This is a genomic window from Nocardioides sp. (assembly GCF_035481145.1).
Classification (GTDB): Bacteria; Actinomycetota; Actinomycetes; order Propionibacteriales; family Nocardioidaceae; genus Nocardioides.
The window spans coordinates 1-14777 of the sequence record NZ_DATIHB010000202.1 but is presented as its reverse complement, the minus strand read 5'-3'; the positions used below and the strand labels follow the sequence as shown (position 1 = coordinate 14777).

The window sequence follows — 14777 nt, the reverse complement described above, 5'->3', positions numbered from 1 at the left end:
CACCTGTCATGTTGCAGATCCAGTGCCCGTGGTGCGGGCTGCGGGACGAGACCGAGTACAAGTACGGCGGTGAGGCGCACGTCGCCTACCCCGAGGACCCGAACGCGCTGAGCGACGAGGAGTGGGCGCAGTACCTCTTCTTCCGCGACAACCCGAAGGGCCCCTTCGCAGAGCGCTGGGTGCACACCGGCGGGTGCCGCAAGTGGTTCAACGCCGTGCGTGACACCCGGACCTACGAGTTCCTCGCCGTCTACACGAACAGTGACCCCAAGCCCGTCATCAGCGATCTCGTCGCTGACACCGCAGGAGCAAAGGCATGAGCACGCAGTCCCACCGCCTGCCCTCGGGCGGCCGCATCGACCGCGGAACGGAGCTGACCTTCATCGTCGACGGCGAGGAGCTCACCGGTCACCCCGGCGACACCCTGGCCTCGGCGCTGATCGCCAACGGCAAGGTCCGCGTCGGCGACTCGATCTACCTCGACCGTCCGCGCGGCATCCTGGCCGCCGGCGGTGAGGAGCCCAACGCGCTGGTCCAGATCCTCGGCGAGCACTCCGAGCCGTCGGTCACCGCGACGATCCGCTCGCTCATCGACGGTCTCCAGGCTCGTTCGCTCTCCGGCCTCGGCGTGCTCGACCCCGAGCCCGACACCGCGACGTACGACAAGGTCTTCGTCCACACTGACGTCCTGGTCATCGGCGCCGGCCCCGCGGGCCTCGCGGCAGCTACTGCCGCTGCCCGCTCCGGCGCCCGCGTCATCGTCATGGACGAGCAGGCGGAGCTCGGTGGCTCGCTGCTCTCCTCGCGCACCGAGCAGGTCGACGGCAAGCCCGCCCTCGCCTGGGTGGCCGACGTCGCCGCCGAGCTCGCCGCCGCCGAGGAGGTCACCGTGCTCACCCGCACGGCCGCGTTCGGCTCATACGACGACAACTACGTGCTCGCCGTCGAGGACCGGGCCGGCGCGAGCTCCGCGCCGCAGCCGGACAGCGTCTCGCGTCAGCGGGTCTGGCACGTCCGTGCCGGCCAGGTCGTTCTCGCCAACGGCTCCTACGAGCGCCCGCTCGTCTTCGCCGGCAACGACGTCCCCGGCGTGATGCTGGCCGGCGCGGTCCGCACCTACCTCAACCGGTACGCCGTGACCCCGGGCCAGCGGTTCGTCGTCGCGACGACCAACGACAGCGCCTACGACACGGTCGAGGACATCCTGGCCGCCGGCCTCGAGGTCGCCGCGGTCCTCGACGCGCGCACCACCCTCTCGGCCCGCGCGCAGTCGGTCGCCGACTCCGGGGTCCGCGTGCTCGCCGGCACCACGGTCCAGCGCGCCGAGGGTGACGTGGAGACGGCCCGCCTCGTGCGGGTCCACGCCGCGACGCTGGGCGAGGGCGACACCGCGACCCCGCTCGAGACGATCGACGCCGACGTTCTCGCCGTCTCCGGTGGCTGGACCCCGCTGGTCCACCTGCACACGCAGCGCCAGGGCACGACCCGTTGGGATGCCGCGCTTGCCGCCTTCGTCCCCGACGTCCGGGTCAAGGCCCAGACGGTGGTCGGCGCCAACAACGGCACCTTCCTGCTGGGCGACGCCCTCGCGGAGGGCACGGCCGCCGGTGCGTCCGCTGCCACCGCGGCCGGCTTCCCGGTCGAGGCAACCGCGCCCGCCGCGTCGGGCACGGCCACCGAGGTGGGCGAGGTCCGCACCCTCTGGCTGGTTCCTGCCGCGGAGGGCGAGCCGGGCGACTGGGACGAGCACTTCGTCGACCTGCATCGTGACCAGACCGTGGCCGATGTGTGGCGGGCGACGGGTGCCGGCATGCGTAGCGTCGAGCACGTGAAGCGCTACACCTCGATCGGCACCGGTCAGGACCAGGGCAAGACCTCCGGCGTCAACGCCGGTGGCGTCATCGCCACGGCTCTCGGCCTCGACGTCGCGGAGGTCGGCTTCAGCAACCACCGCGCGCCGTACACGCCGGTGCTCTTCGCGGCCCTCGCCGGCCGCGAGCGCGGCGAGCTCTTCGACCCCAAGCGGATCACCCCGATCCACGGCTGGCACGTCGAGAAGGGCGCCGAGTTCGAGATCGTCGGCCAGTGGCTCCGCCCGTGGTACTTCCCGCAGGACGGCGAGGACCTCGACGCCGCGGTGCTCCGCGAGTGCGGCGCCGTCCGCGCCAGCGTCGGCATGATGGACGCCTCGACGCTCGGCAAGATCGAGATCACGGGCGCCGACGCCGGTGAGTTCCTCAACCGGATCTACACCAACGCCTACAAGAAGCTGGCGGTCGGCTCGGCCCGCTACGGCGTGATGTGCAAGCCCGACGGGATGATGTTCGACGACGGCGTGACCCTGCGCCTCTCCGAGGACACCTACTACATGCACACCACCACCGGTGGCGCCGCCGGCGTCCTCGACTGGCTGGAGGAGTGGCTGCAGACCGAGTGGCCCGAGCTCGACGTGCTCTGCACGTCGGTGACCGAGCAGTGGTCGACCGTGGCCGTCGTCGGCCCGAAGTCGCGCGAGGTCATCGCGCGGATGGCTCCGGACCTCGACGTCTCCAACGAGGCCTTCGGGTTCATGACCTTCCAGGAGACGACGCTCGCGTCGGGCATCCCGGCCCGCGTCTGCCGGATCTCGTTCTCCGGCGAGCTCGCCTTCGAGATCAACGTGGCCGGCTGGTACGGCCGCCAGGTCTGGGAGGACGTGTACGCCGCGGGGGCCGACTTCGGCATCACGCCGTACGGCACCGAGACGATGCACGTGCTCCGCGCCGAGAAGGGCTACCCGATCGTCGGGCAGGACACCGACGGCACGGTCACCCCGCAGGACGCCGGCATGGAGTGGATCGTCTCGAAGGCGAAGGAGTTCGTCGGCAAGCGCTCCTACACCCGTGAGGACAACGTCCGCGCGGACCGCAAGCACATGGTGGGCCTGCTCCCCGTTGACCGCACGACCCGTCTGCCCGAGGGCAGCCAGGTCATCGAAGCCGGCATCGACCTCGCGACCGCGCCGCGGCCGGTGCCGATGCTCGGCCACGTGACCTCGAGCTACGACTCGGTGGCACTCGAGCGCCCGTTCGCGCTCGCGCTCATCAAGGGCGGCCGGGAGCGGATCGGCGACATCCTCCTGGCGCCTGTCGGCGACCGCCTGGTCGAGGTCGAAGTGACCTCGCCCGTTCTCTACGACCCCGAAGGGACCAAGCGAGATGGCTGACCTCAGCACGCTGCAGGGGCTGCGCCGCAGCCCGCTGCACGACATGGCCACCGAGATCCGCGACGGAGGCGTCACGGGTGAGCGGGCCGTCCAGCTGGCCGAGCTTCCGTTCCTCACCCAGGTGGGCGTCCGGATCGCCCCGGCCTCCGCCGGTGCCCGCGGCATCGACGAGGCCCTCGGCGCGCCCCTGCCCCGCACGGTCGGCGAGACCAGCCAGAGCGGTGGCCACACCGCGCTCTGGCTGGGCCCCGACGAGTGGCTCGTCGTGTCCGCGACGGACGCGGACACCCTCGTCGAGCAGCTGCGCACGGCTGCGGGGGAGACCCCGTCGCAGGTCCTCGACCTCTCGGCCAACCGCACGGTCATCGAGCTCACCGGTCCGGGGGCGCGCGGCGTGCTCGAGAAGGGCTGCCCGACCGACCTGCACCCGCGGGCCTTCGCCGACGGCACTGCGATCGTCACCACGCTGGCGCGGGTCCCCGTGATCGTCTGGAAGATCGACGGGGACACCTTCCGGGTCGTGCCCCGGGCCTCGCTGGCGCAGTACGTCGCCGCCTGGCTGCTCGACGCGGTCCGTGAGTTCGCTCCGGTCGCCGAGGGAGCCTGATGGCTCTCTCAGCCTTCGACCTCTACTCCGTCGGCATCGGGCCGTCGTCGTCGCACACGGTTGGCCCGATGCGGGCCGCGAAGACCTTCGTCGACGGCCTCGCCGCGCGCGGCCAGCTGGACGCCGTACGCCGCGTGCGGGCCGAGCTCTTCGGCTCGCTCGGCGCGACGGGCCACGGCCACGGCTCGCCGAAGGCGGTCGTGCTCGGCCTCGAGGGTGAGGACCCGGCGACCACCGACACCGACCGTGCCGATGGGCGGATCGACGAGATCCGCACCAGTGGCCAGCTGGTCCTCGGCGGCACCCACCCGATCTCGTTCGACGTCGACGACGAGCTGGTCATGCACCGGCGCAAGAGCCTGCCGGCGCACCCGAACGGCATGACGTTCGCGGCGTACGACGAGAGCGGCGAGCAGATCGACTTCCGCACGTACTACTCCGTGGGTGGCGGCTTCGTCGTCGACGAGGTGGCCACGGGCGCGGACCGTGTGGTGCTCGACGAGACGCAGGTGAAGTTCCCGTTCACGACCGGTGGCGAGCTGCTCGCGATCTGTGAGCGCGAGGGGCTGTCGATCAGTGACGTGATGCTCGCCAACGAGCAGGCCTGGCGCTCCGAGGCTGAGATCCGCGAGGGCATGCTGCATCTCTGGCACGTGATGGAGGAGTGCGTCGAGCGTGGCTTCCGCCGCGAGGGCGTCCTGCCCGGCGGCCTCAAGGTGCCGCGGCGCGCGCCGGGTCTCTACCGCGAGCTGTCGAAGGACGGCGACCGCGTCGACCCGCTCCACGTTGTCGACTGGGTGAACCTCTACGCGCTCGCCGTCAACGAGGAGAACGCCTCCGGTGGCCGCATCGTCACCGCGCCCACCAACGGCGCGGCCGGCATCATCCCGGCGGTCCTGCACTACTACGTGAAGTTCGTGCCGGACGCGGACGAGGACGGCATCGTGCGATTCCTGCTGACCGCGGCGGCGATCGGCATCCTCTTCAAGATCAACGCCTCGATCTCGGGCGCCGAGGTCGGTTGCCAGGGTGAGGTCGGCTCGGCCTGCTCCATGGCCGCCGGTGGTCTCGCCGAGGTCATGGGCGGTCGCCCGCCCCAGGTCGAGAACGCCGCCGAGATCGGCATCGAGCACAACCTCGGGCTCACCTGCGACCCCGTCGGCGGCCTGGTGCAGATCCCGTGCATCGAGCGCAACGCGATCGCCTCGATGAAGGCGATCAACGCTGCGCGCCTCGGCTGCATCGGCAACGGCAGTCACAAGGTCAGCCTCGACAAGGCGATCAAGACGATGCGCGAGACCGGCGCCGACATGAAGGACAAGTACAAGGAGACAGCCCGCGGCGGCCTCGCCGTCAACGTCATCGAGTGCTGACACACCCCTGATCCCCGGACCGCAACGAGCGGCGCTGCTCGCGTGTCCGGACCCTGCGCGGTACCGCGATCCCGCCGTGCAGGACAGCGACGACCCCGGCCATCGGCCGGGGTCGTCGTGCACTTTCTCGGGTTCTGGACGCGTTGTAGCAGTTGCAACAATTTTTTCCGCGAAACCCTTGACCGGGGCCGTTCCGCCCGCACAAGATGTTGTGCAATTCACATCGCGTTGCACATCGAGCAACTCAAGTGCGGGAGGTTGCATGACCGGGTCCACGGGAATCTTCATCGACGGGCAGTGGCTGCCCGCCCGGTCGGGCGAGGAGCGCACCATCGTCTGCCCCGCCGACGGGACCGTGGTCGGCGTCGTTGCCGAGGCCGGTGCCGCGGACACCGACGCGGCGATCGCCGCCGCCCGGCGCGCCTTCGACGAGGGCACCTGGCCGCGTACGCCGGGTGCCCAGCGCGGCGCTCTCCTGGAGCGCGTCGCCCGGCTCCTCGAGCGCGACAAGGCCGCGTTCGCCCGCGCCGAGTCGCTCGACACCGGCAAGCGCCTGGTCGAGAGCGAGCTCGACATCGACGACATCGTCGGCGTCTTCGACCACTTCGCCCGGCTGGCGGGGGAGGACCACGGTCGCCCGGTCGAGACCGACAACGCCGCGGTCGAGGCCCGCATCGTGCACGAGCCGGTCGGTGTCTGCGCGCTGATCACGCCGTGGAACTACCCGCTGCTCCAGACCGCCTGGAAGGTCGCTCCGGCCCTGGCCGCCGGCAACACCTTCGTCCTCAAGCCGAGCGAGCTCAGCCCGCACACGGCGATCCTGCTGATCGAGCTGCTCGTGGAGGCGGGTCTGCCCGCAGGCGTGGCCAACCTCGTCACCGGCGCGGGCCCGACCGCTGGTGGTCCGCTCTCGGAGGACCCGCGCGTCGACCTGCTCTCCTTCACCGGTGGCCTCGAGACCGGCAAGCGCCTCATGGCCAACGCCGCCGCCACGGTCAAGAAGGTCGCCCTCGAGCTCGGCGGCAAGAACCCGAACATCGTCTTCGCCGACGCGGACCGCGAGACGGCCCTCGACAACGCACTGACCGCGGTCTTCCTGCACTCGGGCCAGGTCTGCTCGGCCGGCACGCGCCTGATCATCGAGGAGTCGATCCGCGACGAGTTCGTGGACGAGCTCGTCGCCCGCGCCTCCGCGATCCGCCTCGGCGGACCGTTCGACGAGAAGGCCGAGACCGGCCCGCTCATCTCGCTGCAGCACCTCGAGAAGGTGGCGGCGTACGTCGAGGCCGGCATCGCCGAGGGCGCGGTCCTCCGCTGCGGCGGCGCACGCCTCACCGACGGCGAGTACGCCGACGGCTTCTACTTCCCGCCGACCGTCCTCGACCGGTGCACCGCGTCGATGAGCGTGGTCCGCGAGGAGTCCTTCGGCCCGGTCCTGACCGTCGAGACCTTCCGCACCGAGGAGGAGGCGCTGGCCCTGGCCAACGACACGATCTTCGGCCTGGCCGGCGGCGTCTGGACCGCGGACCTCGAGCGGGCGCACCGGATCGCGGCCGGCCTGCGCGCGGGCACGGTCTGGATCAACGACTTCCACCCCTACGTGCCGCAGGCCGAGTGGGGTGGCTTCAAGCAGTCCGGCGTCGGGCGGGAGCTGGGGCTCGCCGGTCTGGACGAGTACCGCGAGGCCAAGCACGTCTGGCACAACACCGCGCCCCAGCCCACCGGCTGGTTCGGCGCCTGAGAAGGAGACCCCCTGATGGACAAGCAGCACTTCGACTACGTCATCGTCGGTGGCGGCTCGGCGGGCAGCGTGCTCGCCAACCGCCTCAGCGAGGACCCGGGCACCAGCGTGCTGGTCCTGGAGGCCGGTCGCTCGGACTACCGGATCGACCCCTTCATCCACATGCCTGCGGCGCTTCCGATCCCGATCGGCAACAAGCTCTACGACTGGAAGTACGAGACCGACCCCGAGCCGCACATGGGCGGCCGCCGCGTCTTCCACGCCCGCGGCAAGGTGCTCGGTGGGTCCAGCTCGATCAACGGCATGATCTTCCAGCGCGGCAACCCGATGGACTACGAGCGCTGGGCCGCCGACCCCGGCATGGAGACGTGGGACTACGCCCACTGCCTGCCGTACTTCAAGCGGATGGAGAGCCGCCACCTCGAGGACGGCTCGCCGGCCGGTGACACCTGGCGCGGCGACAAGGGCCCGCTGCACCTGGAGAAGGGCACGTGCGACAACCCCCTCTTCGACGCCTTCTTCAGCGCCACCGAGCAGGCCGGCTACCCGCGCACGGACGACGTCAACGGCTACCGCCAGGAGGGCTTCGGCCGCTTCGACCGCAACGTCAAGAACGGCCGCCGCTGGTCCGCTGCGCGTGCCTACCTGCACTCGGTCAAGGAGCGGAAGAACCTCACTGTCCAGACCTACGCGTTCGCCACCAAGGTCCTCTTCGACACCACCGGCGACACGCCTCGCGCAACGGGCGTCGAGTACACCCACGGCGTCGGCAAGGCCGCCCGCCAGCACACGGTCACCGCCGGCGAGGTCATCCTCTGCGGTGGTGCGATCAACACCCCGCAGCTGCTCCAGCTCAGCGGCATCGGCAACCGGGAGCTCCTCGAGCAGCACGGCATCCCGGTCGTCCACCACCTGCCCGGCGTCGGCGAGAACCTCCAGGACCACCTCGAGGTCTACATCCAGTACGCCTCGAAGCAGCCGGTCTCCATCGCTCCCGGCCTGGCCTGGCACCAGCGCCCGAAGATCGCCTGGCAGTGGCTCTTCCAGCGCAAGGGCCTGGGCGCCACCAACCACTTCGAGGGCGGCGGCTTCTGCCGCTCCAACGAGGACGTGGACTGGCCGAACCTGATGTTCCACTTCCTGCCGATCGCGATCCGCTACGACGGCACGCAGCCCGAGGGGCTGGGCCGGGGCGCCCACGGCTACCAGGTCCACATCGGCCCGATGTACGCCGACACCCGCGGCTGGGTCCGGATCAAGTCCAAGGACCCGAAGGTCCACCCGTCGATGCAGTTCAACTACCTGTCGACGCCGACCGACCGCAAGGAGTGGGTGGAGGCCGTCCGCGTGGCGCGCAACATCCTCAACCAGCCGGCGTTCGCGGCGTACAACGACGGCGAGATCTCGCCCGGACCGTCGGTGGAGACGGACGAGGAGATCCTCGAGTGGGTGCGGAAGGACGCGGAGACGGCGCTGCACCCGTCCTGCACCGCGGCGATGGGCACCGGCCCGATGGCCGTCACCGACCCCACGTCGCTCAAGGTGCACGGCACCGAGGGCCTGCGCGTCTGTGACGCCAGCGTCTTCCCCTACGTCACCAACGGCAACATCTACGCGCCGGTGATGATGGTCGCGGAGAAGACCGCGGACCTGATCCTGGGCAAGACCCCGCTGCCGCCGTCGGACGCGCCGTACTACCGCCACCGGGGCGACATGCCGCTGAACCCCGCCGACCTTCCGGCGGAGCCGGCGGGCGTCCCGGTTCCGAAGGCGCGCAAGGAGCCGAAGGAGGCGACGGCATGAAGGGCGCACGTTCCGAACCGCTGAGCGAGCTGCTCGGCGTTCCGCCGGAGGGTCCCGAGGCGGCCTCCGGGAAGCCGACGATCAACAAGTTCGTCTTCTTCGGGAGCGCGGCGGTCGTGCTGGCGTTCTCCCTGGTCTCGTTCATCGCACCGGACGCCACGTCGACCCACCTCGGCACCGCCGTCTCCTGGATCGGCAGCAACTTCGGGTGGTGGTACTTCACGCTGGCCGCGGCTCTGGTCGCGTTCGTGCTCTACATCTGCCTCTCGCGCTACGGCAAGTACCGCCTCGGCCCCGAGGAGTCGCGGCCGGAGTACAGCATGTTCACCTGGACGGCGATGCTCTTCGCCGCCGGCATCGGCGCCGACCTGATGTTCTACTCCGTCGCCGAGCCCGTCGCGCAGTACATGGCGCCGCCGACCGGCGAGGGACAGAGCATCGAGGCTGCCGAGGACGCCGTGCTGTGGACGCTCTTCCACTACGGCATCAGCGGCTGGGCGATGTACGCCGTCATGGGCATGGCGCTGGGCTACTTCTCCTTCCGTCACGGCCTGCCGCTCTCGATCCGCTCCGCGCTCTACCCGATCTTCGGCAAGCGTGTGCACGGACGGATCGGTGACAGCATCGACCTGGCCGCGGTGCTGGGCACCATCTTCGGCATCGCCACCTCGCTCGGCATCAGCATCGCGCTGCTCAACGCCGGTCTGTCGACGCTCTTCGACATCCCGCAGGGCACCGCCGCCCAGATCGGGCTGGTCGTCGCCTCGGTCGTCCTCGGCACTGCCTCTGCGGTCTCGGGCCTCGACAAGGGCATCCGCCGGCTCTCCGAGCTCAACGTCCTGCTCTCGCTCGGCCTGATGCTCTTCGTGCTGCTCGCCGATGACACCGGCTTCCTGCTCAACGCCCTGGTGATGAACGTCGGCGACTACCTCACCCACCTGCCCGGGATGAGCCTGGACACGATGCCGTACGAAGAGCTCGACAGTGGAGCGGTCGGCGAGTGGAAGTCCCTGTGGACGCTCTTCTTCTGGGCCTGGTGGGTCGCGTGGGCGCCGTTCGTCGGCCTCTTCCTGGCCCGGATCTCCCGGGGCCGCACCATCCGCCAGTTCCTGGTCGGCGTGCTGATGATCCCGTTCACGTTCATCGTGCTGTGGGTGACGATCTTCGGCAACAGCGCCATCAGCCGGATCCGTGGCGGCGACGCGGAGTTCGGCGCGGTCACCACCGCGGCGTACGAGCAGGGCTTCTACACCTTCCTCGATGCCTACCCGGCGGCGACCTTCGTCATCTTCATGGCGACGCTGACCGGCTTCCTCTACTACGTGACGTCCGCCGACTCCGGTGCGCTGATCATGGGCAACTTCACCTCGAAGCTGCCCACCCCGATGTCGGACTGCTCGATCCCGGTGCGGATCTTCTGGTCGGTCGCGATCGGCGTCCTGACCATCGCGATGATGACCGCCGGTGGTGAGAACTGGCTCGGCATCCTCACCGGGGCCACGATCATCATGGGGCTGCCCTTCTCCGTGGTCCTGGCCCTGGTCGGGGTCGGCATGCACCGGGCGCTGCGTATGGAGTCGCTGAAGACCGACTCCATGCAGTTCTCGCTGCCGGCCGCGCTCTCCGCCGGCCGCGCTGCAGGAGTCGGCGACAGCCGGGCCACGCTCGCCCAGCGACTGCGGCGGACGGTCACCTACCCCGACCGTGAGGAGATCGAGGGCTTCCTGGTGCTGGTCGCCCGTCCCGCGCTGGAGGAGGTCGCCGCGGAGCTCAACGTCCACGGTCTCGCCTCGGTGGTCCGGGAGGTCCCGGCTGAGCGTGGCGGACCGAACGGTGTGGAGCTGCGCACCGACCTCGGCGACGAGCCGACGTTCCTCTACCGGCTCACCACCTGCCGCAGCGCCGCCCCGACGTACGCCGTGGGTCGGCTCAGCGGCGAGCGTTACTACCGCACCGAGGTGCACCTCGCCGAGGGCAGCCAGGGCTACTGCGTCAACGGCTACTCCCACGAGCAGATGGTGGGCGACGTCCTCGACCAGTACGAGCGTCACATGTCCTACCTGCACCTGCTGCACGAGGGCGACCGCCAGGACGACACCCCGGAGCTGCCGGCCCGGGCTCTCCCGCGGGACCCCGACGCCACGCCGGAGGCAACTCCGGTCGGCTGAGCACCCACCACTGACGGCCCGGCCACGGGGTGGCCGGGCCGTCGGCATTTCCATCCCACCCATCACCTGGAGGTAGTTCCATGCGTCTCTCACCCCTGTCCAGCGCCGTGCTCTCAGGCGTCACCGTCGGCTCGCTGATGCTGATGGCACCGGCCGTGTCGTCGTCCGTGGCCACGGCCACCGGCACGACGGCCGGCTCGACCGCCACCGACGACTGCCCCGTGCGTGAGTACGCGATGGGCCTCCGCTACCAGCAGTCCGCGCACGCCGCTGCCGCCCAGCAGCAGGGCTGGACCCTCGCCGAGGCGCGGCTGCGCAAGGAGGTCGCCGACCACCGCCGCGGGGAGGAGGACCTGGCTATCGTCACCGACCTCGACGAGACCGTGCTCGACAACTCACCGCTCCTCGCGCGCGACCTCGAGGCCTGCCACACCTACACCTCGTGGGACACCTGGTCGGACTGGGAGCTGGAGGGTGAGCCCACGCTGACCCCGGGCGCTGCGCGCTTCTTCCGGTACGCCGACAGGCACGGTGTCGCGATCTACTACGTCTCGGACCGGTTCGCGGAGAACAAGGTCGCGACGATGGCGACGCTCCGCGAGCTGGGGCTGCCGCAGGTCTCGCCTGAGCAGGTGCTGCTCTACGGCACGAGCAAGGAGGAGCGCCGCGCGGTCGCGGAGGAGGACCACGAGGTGGTGCTGCTGCTCGGCGACAGCCTGCCGGACTTCCACGACGACTTCGACGGCGCGAGCGCGCAGGAGCAGGAGGTGCTCGTCGCGGAGCACGCCGGGCACTTCGGCCGCGACTGGATCATGTTCCCCAACGCCACCTACGGCACCTGGCGCAAGGCGCCGCTCGAGGCCTGGGAGCAGCCGCTCATTCAGCCCTGACGCCGGCCTGAGAGTCGGCCCCCGGCCTGCGGAAGAGGTGCGGGGCCGGGGGCCGATCGGGGAGGGCGGACTGCGCAGGAGAGAGGTGCGCAGCCCGCCCGGTCCGGGCGCGACTCAGTGCCCGCGCGCGATCCACGCGTCGAGGTCGCCGCGCTCGGCGCCGATGGAGGTGTCATCACCGTGGCCGGTGTGGACGACGGTCTCCGGCGGCAGCGCGAGCAGCTTGTCGCTGATCGAGGCGATGATCGTCGGGAAGTCACTGAACGACCGGCCCGTCGCGCCAGGTCCGCCGTGGAAGAGCGTGTCCCCGGTGAACACGGCACCGAGCTCCGCGCTGTGGAAGCAGCACGCGCCCGGCGCGTGGCCCGGGGTGTGCAGCGTCCGCAGCGTGACACCGCCGACCTCGAACGTGTCGCCATCGGCCAGCTCGCGGTCCGGCGCCTCGTCGTACACCCTGTCCCAGAGGACGCGGTCCTCCGGGTGGAGGTACGCCGGGGCGCCGGTCGCCGCCCGCAGCTCGCCGGCCGCGGTGATGTGGTCGTCGTGCGCGTGGGTCAGCAGGATCGCCGTCACCGTGCGGTCGCCGACGGCCTCGAGGATCGGTGCCGCGTCGTGGGCGGCGTCGATGATGACGCAGGTGGTGTCGTCACCCACGACCCAGACGTTGTTGTCGACCTCCCAGGTGCCGCCGTCGAGGCTGAACGTGCCCGACGTGACGACCCGCTCGACACGGACCGCACCAGCAGCCGCACCGCCCGCAACGCCGCTCACAGCTCGACCACCGAGCGGAGGACCTCGCCGTGGTGCATCTTCTCGAAGGCCTTCTCCACATCGTCGAGCGCGATCGTCTCGGTGATGAAGTCGTTGAGCGGGAAGCGGCCCTGCAGCGCCAGGTCGACGAGCATCGGGAAGTCGCGCGACGGCAGGCAGTCGCCGTACCAGGAGGACTTGAGCGCACCGCCGCGGCCGAAGACCTCGAGCAGCGGGAGGGTGATCTCCTTGTCGGGCGTCGGGACGCCGACGAGGACCACGGTGCCGGCCAGGTCGCGGGCGTAGAACGCCTGCTCGTAGGTCTCCGGGCGGCCGACCGCGTCGACGACGACGTCGGCGCCGTTGCCGCCGGTGAGGGAACGGATCGCCTCGACGGCGTCGGTCTGCTTCGAGTTGATCGTGTGGGTCGCGCCGAAGCCCTTGGCCCACTCGAGCTTCCGGTCGTCGACGTCGACGGCGATGATCGTGGAGGCGCCTGCGAGGGCGGCACCGGCGATCGCCGCGTTGCCCACGCCACCGCAGCCGATCACGGCGATCGAGTCGCCGCGGCCGACGCCACCGGTGTTGACCGCGGCGCCGAAGCCCGCCATGACACCGCAGCCGAGGAGGCCGGCGGCCGCGGCCGCGGCCTGCGGGTCGACCTTCGTGCACTGGCCGGCGGCGACGAGCGTCTTCTCGATGAAGGCACCGATGCCCAGGGCGGGGGAGAGCTCCGTGCCGTCGGTGAGGGTCATCTTCTGCTGCGCGTTGTGGGTGTTGAAGCAGTACTGCGGCTTCCCCTTCACGCACGCGCGGCACTGGCCGCAGACCGCGCGCCAGTTGAGGACGACGAAGTCACCCGGGACCACCTCCGTGACGCCCTCGCCGACGGCCTCGACGATTCCTGCCGCCTCGTGGCCGAGCAGGAACGGGAACTCGTCGTTGATGCCGCCCTCGCGGTAGTGCAGGTCCGTGTGGCAGACCCCGCAGGCCTGGATCTTGACGACGGCCTCGCCGGGGCCGGGGTCCGGGACGACGATGTCGACGACCTCGACCGGTGCGCCCTTGCTGCGGGCGATGACGCCCTTGACGGTGCTGGACATGGTGCTCCCTCTCTCATGGGTGGAACGGCGACGGGCGGACCGGCTCGCAGGAGCCGGTCCGCCCGGGGCGGTGGTGCGTCAGCGGAAGACGACGGTGCGGTTGCCGGTGCCGAGGAGCACGCGGTGCTCGCTGTGCCACCGGATCGCGCGCGAGAGCACCTGCGCCTCGACGTCGCGGCCGGCCGCGGTCATCTCGGAGGGGTCGAGGGAGTGGTCGACGCGGGCGACGTCCTGCTCGATGATCGGGCCCTCGTCGAGGTCCGGCGTCACGTAGTGGGCGGTCGCGCCGATCAGCTTCACGCCGCGGGCGTGGGCCTGGTGGTAGGGCTTCGCGCCCTTGAAGCTCGGCAGGAACGAGTGGTGGATGTTGATCGCGCGGCCCTCGAGCTTGCTGCACAGGTCGTTGGAGAGCACCTGCATGTAGCGGGCCAGGACGACCAGGTCGACGTCGTACTCGTCGACGAGCTCGAGCAGGCGGGCCTCGGCCTCGGGCTTCGTGTCCGGCGTGACCGGGATGTGCACGAACGGGATGCCGTGCGAGGCGGCCTCGGCCTCGAAGTCGCGGTGGTTGGAGACGATCAGCGGGATCTCGATGTTGAGCGCGCCCGTGGAGGTACGGAAGAGCAGGTCGTTCAGGCAGTGGCCGAACTTCGAGACCATCAGGAGGGTCCGGGTCGGCGTGCTCATGTCGTGCAGCTGCCACGACATCGCGAACTCGGACGCGACGGCGGCGAAGTCCTGGCGCAGGGTCTCGACGTCGGCGCCGTCGGTCCGGAACTGAACGCGCATGAAGAACGTGTCGGTGAGGCGGTCGTCGAACTGCTGGCTGGCGTTGATGTTGCCGCCGTGCTCCATGACGTAGCGGCTGACGGCGAAGACGATGCCGGGCGCCTCCGGACACGTCAGCGTGAGCACGTACTCCTGGCCGGCTTCGGGACGGGGTGCCATCGGAATCTCCTTTTGCGTGTTGCGCAACTCAGTGGGCGATACGCAACAGCCTGCCTGTCGGACCGGCCCCGGGTCAAGAGGTGTTCCGGCATTTTCGTGAGCCGGGACACATTCCTTTCCCGTTCCTCCGACCAGCCGTGCCGGTTGCGGAAATGCGGCCCGGCCGGGAGGAGGACCCAGGTCCTCCTC

General features: G+C 70.5%; 11 protein-coding genes. 8 read left to right on the top strand and 3 right to left on the bottom strand.

Features of this window, described 5'->3' with window-relative positions:
* The first annotated feature begins 8 nt into the window (after positions 1–8).
* The 8 genes from VLF38_RS16000 to VLF38_RS15965 all read left to right on the top strand — a co-directional run bounded on the left by VLF38_RS16000 (position 9) and on the right by VLF38_RS15965 (position 11787).
* Positions 9–320 (top strand): sarcosine oxidase subunit delta, encoded by a 312-nt coding sequence (locus tag VLF38_RS16000; RefSeq protein WP_325272235.1) that lies wholly within the window; start codon positions 9–11, stop codon positions 318–320.
* Positions 317–3205: a 2Fe-2S iron-sulfur cluster-binding protein gene (locus VLF38_RS15995; RefSeq protein WP_325272234.1), complete on the top strand. Its 2889-nt coding sequence runs from the start codon at positions 317–319 to the stop codon at positions 3203–3205. The genes VLF38_RS16000 and VLF38_RS15995 overlap by 4 nt, the downstream gene beginning before the upstream one ends.
* The gene (locus VLF38_RS15990; RefSeq protein ID WP_325272233.1) at positions 3198–3812 is read left to right on the top strand and encodes a sarcosine oxidase subunit gamma; all 615 of its coding nucleotides are present in this window, start codon (positions 3198–3200) and stop codon (positions 3810–3812) included. The genes VLF38_RS15995 and VLF38_RS15990 overlap by 8 nt, the downstream gene beginning before the upstream one ends.
* On the top strand, positions 3812–5185 hold the full coding sequence (locus VLF38_RS15985) for an L-serine ammonia-lyase (RefSeq protein ID WP_325272232.1): 1374 nt from the start codon (positions 3812–3814) through the stop codon (positions 5183–5185). The genes VLF38_RS15990 and VLF38_RS15985 overlap by 1 nt, the downstream gene beginning before the upstream one ends.
* A 262-nt stretch (positions 5186–5447) precedes the next feature.
* Positions 5448–6926, top strand: coding sequence for an aldehyde dehydrogenase family protein (locus VLF38_RS15980; RefSeq protein ID WP_325272231.1), 1479 nt, complete (start codon positions 5448–5450; stop codon positions 6924–6926).
* Positions 6927–6941: 15 nt separating this feature from the next.
* Entirely contained in the window at positions 6942–8729 is a 1788-nt protein-coding gene (betA, locus tag VLF38_RS15975) for a choline dehydrogenase (protein ID WP_325272230.1), read from the top strand.
* Positions 8726–10897: a choline BCCT transporter BetT gene (gene betT, locus VLF38_RS15970; protein ID WP_325272229.1), complete on the top strand. Its 2172-nt coding sequence runs from the start codon at positions 8726–8728 to the stop codon at positions 10895–10897. The genes betA and betT overlap by 4 nt, the downstream gene beginning before the upstream one ends.
* Before the next feature lie 80 nt (positions 10898–10977).
* Complete coding sequence (locus tag VLF38_RS15965; protein ID WP_325272228.1) at positions 10978–11787, top strand: 5'-nucleotidase, lipoprotein e(P4) family; 810 nt, start codon at positions 10978–10980, stop codon at positions 11785–11787.
* 114 nt (positions 11788–11901) lie between these two features.
* Here VLF38_RS15965 and VLF38_RS15960 read toward each other — a convergent pair whose 3' ends face one another.
* The 3 genes from VLF38_RS15960 to purU form a co-directional block, all read right to left on the bottom strand.
* A complete protein-coding gene (locus VLF38_RS15960; protein WP_325272227.1) occupies positions 11902–12558 on the bottom strand; it encodes an MBL fold metallo-hydrolase in 657 nt (218 codons plus the stop codon).
* A complete protein-coding gene (locus VLF38_RS15955) occupies positions 12555–13640 on the bottom strand; it encodes an S-(hydroxymethyl)mycothiol dehydrogenase (RefSeq protein ID WP_325272226.1) in 1086 nt (361 codons plus the stop codon). The genes VLF38_RS15960 and VLF38_RS15955 overlap by 4 nt, the downstream gene beginning before the upstream one ends.
* A gap of 78 nt (positions 13641–13718) precedes the next feature.
* On the bottom strand, positions 13719–14588 hold the full coding sequence (purU, locus tag VLF38_RS15950) for a formyltetrahydrofolate deformylase (protein WP_325272225.1): 870 nt from the start codon (positions 14586–14588) through the stop codon (positions 13719–13721).
* Positions 14589–14777 lie beyond the last annotated feature (189 nt).

Bases quoted from the DNA above. Each gene is read 5' to 3' on its own strand.
- VLF38_RS16000 (WP_325272235.1), top strand. From the start codon at position 9: ATGTTGCAGATCCAGTGCCCGTGGTGCGGGCTGCGGGACGAGACCGAG.
- VLF38_RS15995 (WP_325272234.1), top strand. From the start codon at position 317: ATGAGCACGCAGTCCCACCGCCTGCCCTCGGGCGGCCGCATCGACCGC.
- VLF38_RS15990 (WP_325272233.1), top strand. From the start codon at position 3,198: ATGGCTGACCTCAGCACGCTGCAGGGGCTGCGCCGCAGCCCGCTGCAC.
- VLF38_RS15985 (WP_325272232.1), top strand. From the start codon at position 3,812: ATGGCTCTCTCAGCCTTCGACCTCTACTCCGTCGGCATCGGGCCGTCG.
- VLF38_RS15980 (WP_325272231.1), top strand. From the start codon at position 5,448: ATGACCGGGTCCACGGGAATCTTCATCGACGGGCAGTGGCTGCCCGCC.
- betA (WP_325272230.1), top strand. From the start codon at position 6,942: ATGGACAAGCAGCACTTCGACTACGTCATCGTCGGTGGCGGCTCGGCG.
- betT (WP_325272229.1), top strand. From the start codon at position 8,726: ATGAAGGGCGCACGTTCCGAACCGCTGAGCGAGCTGCTCGGCGTTCCG.
- VLF38_RS15965 (WP_325272228.1), top strand. From the start codon at position 10,978: ATGCGTCTCTCACCCCTGTCCAGCGCCGTGCTCTCAGGCGTCACCGTC.
- VLF38_RS15955 (WP_325272226.1), bottom strand. From the start codon at position 13,640: ATGTCCAGCACCGTCAAGGGCGTCATCGCCCGCAGCAAGGGCGCACCG.
- purU (WP_325272225.1), bottom strand. From the start codon at position 14,588: ATGGCACCCCGTCCCGAAGCCGGCCAGGAGTACGTGCTCACGCTGACG.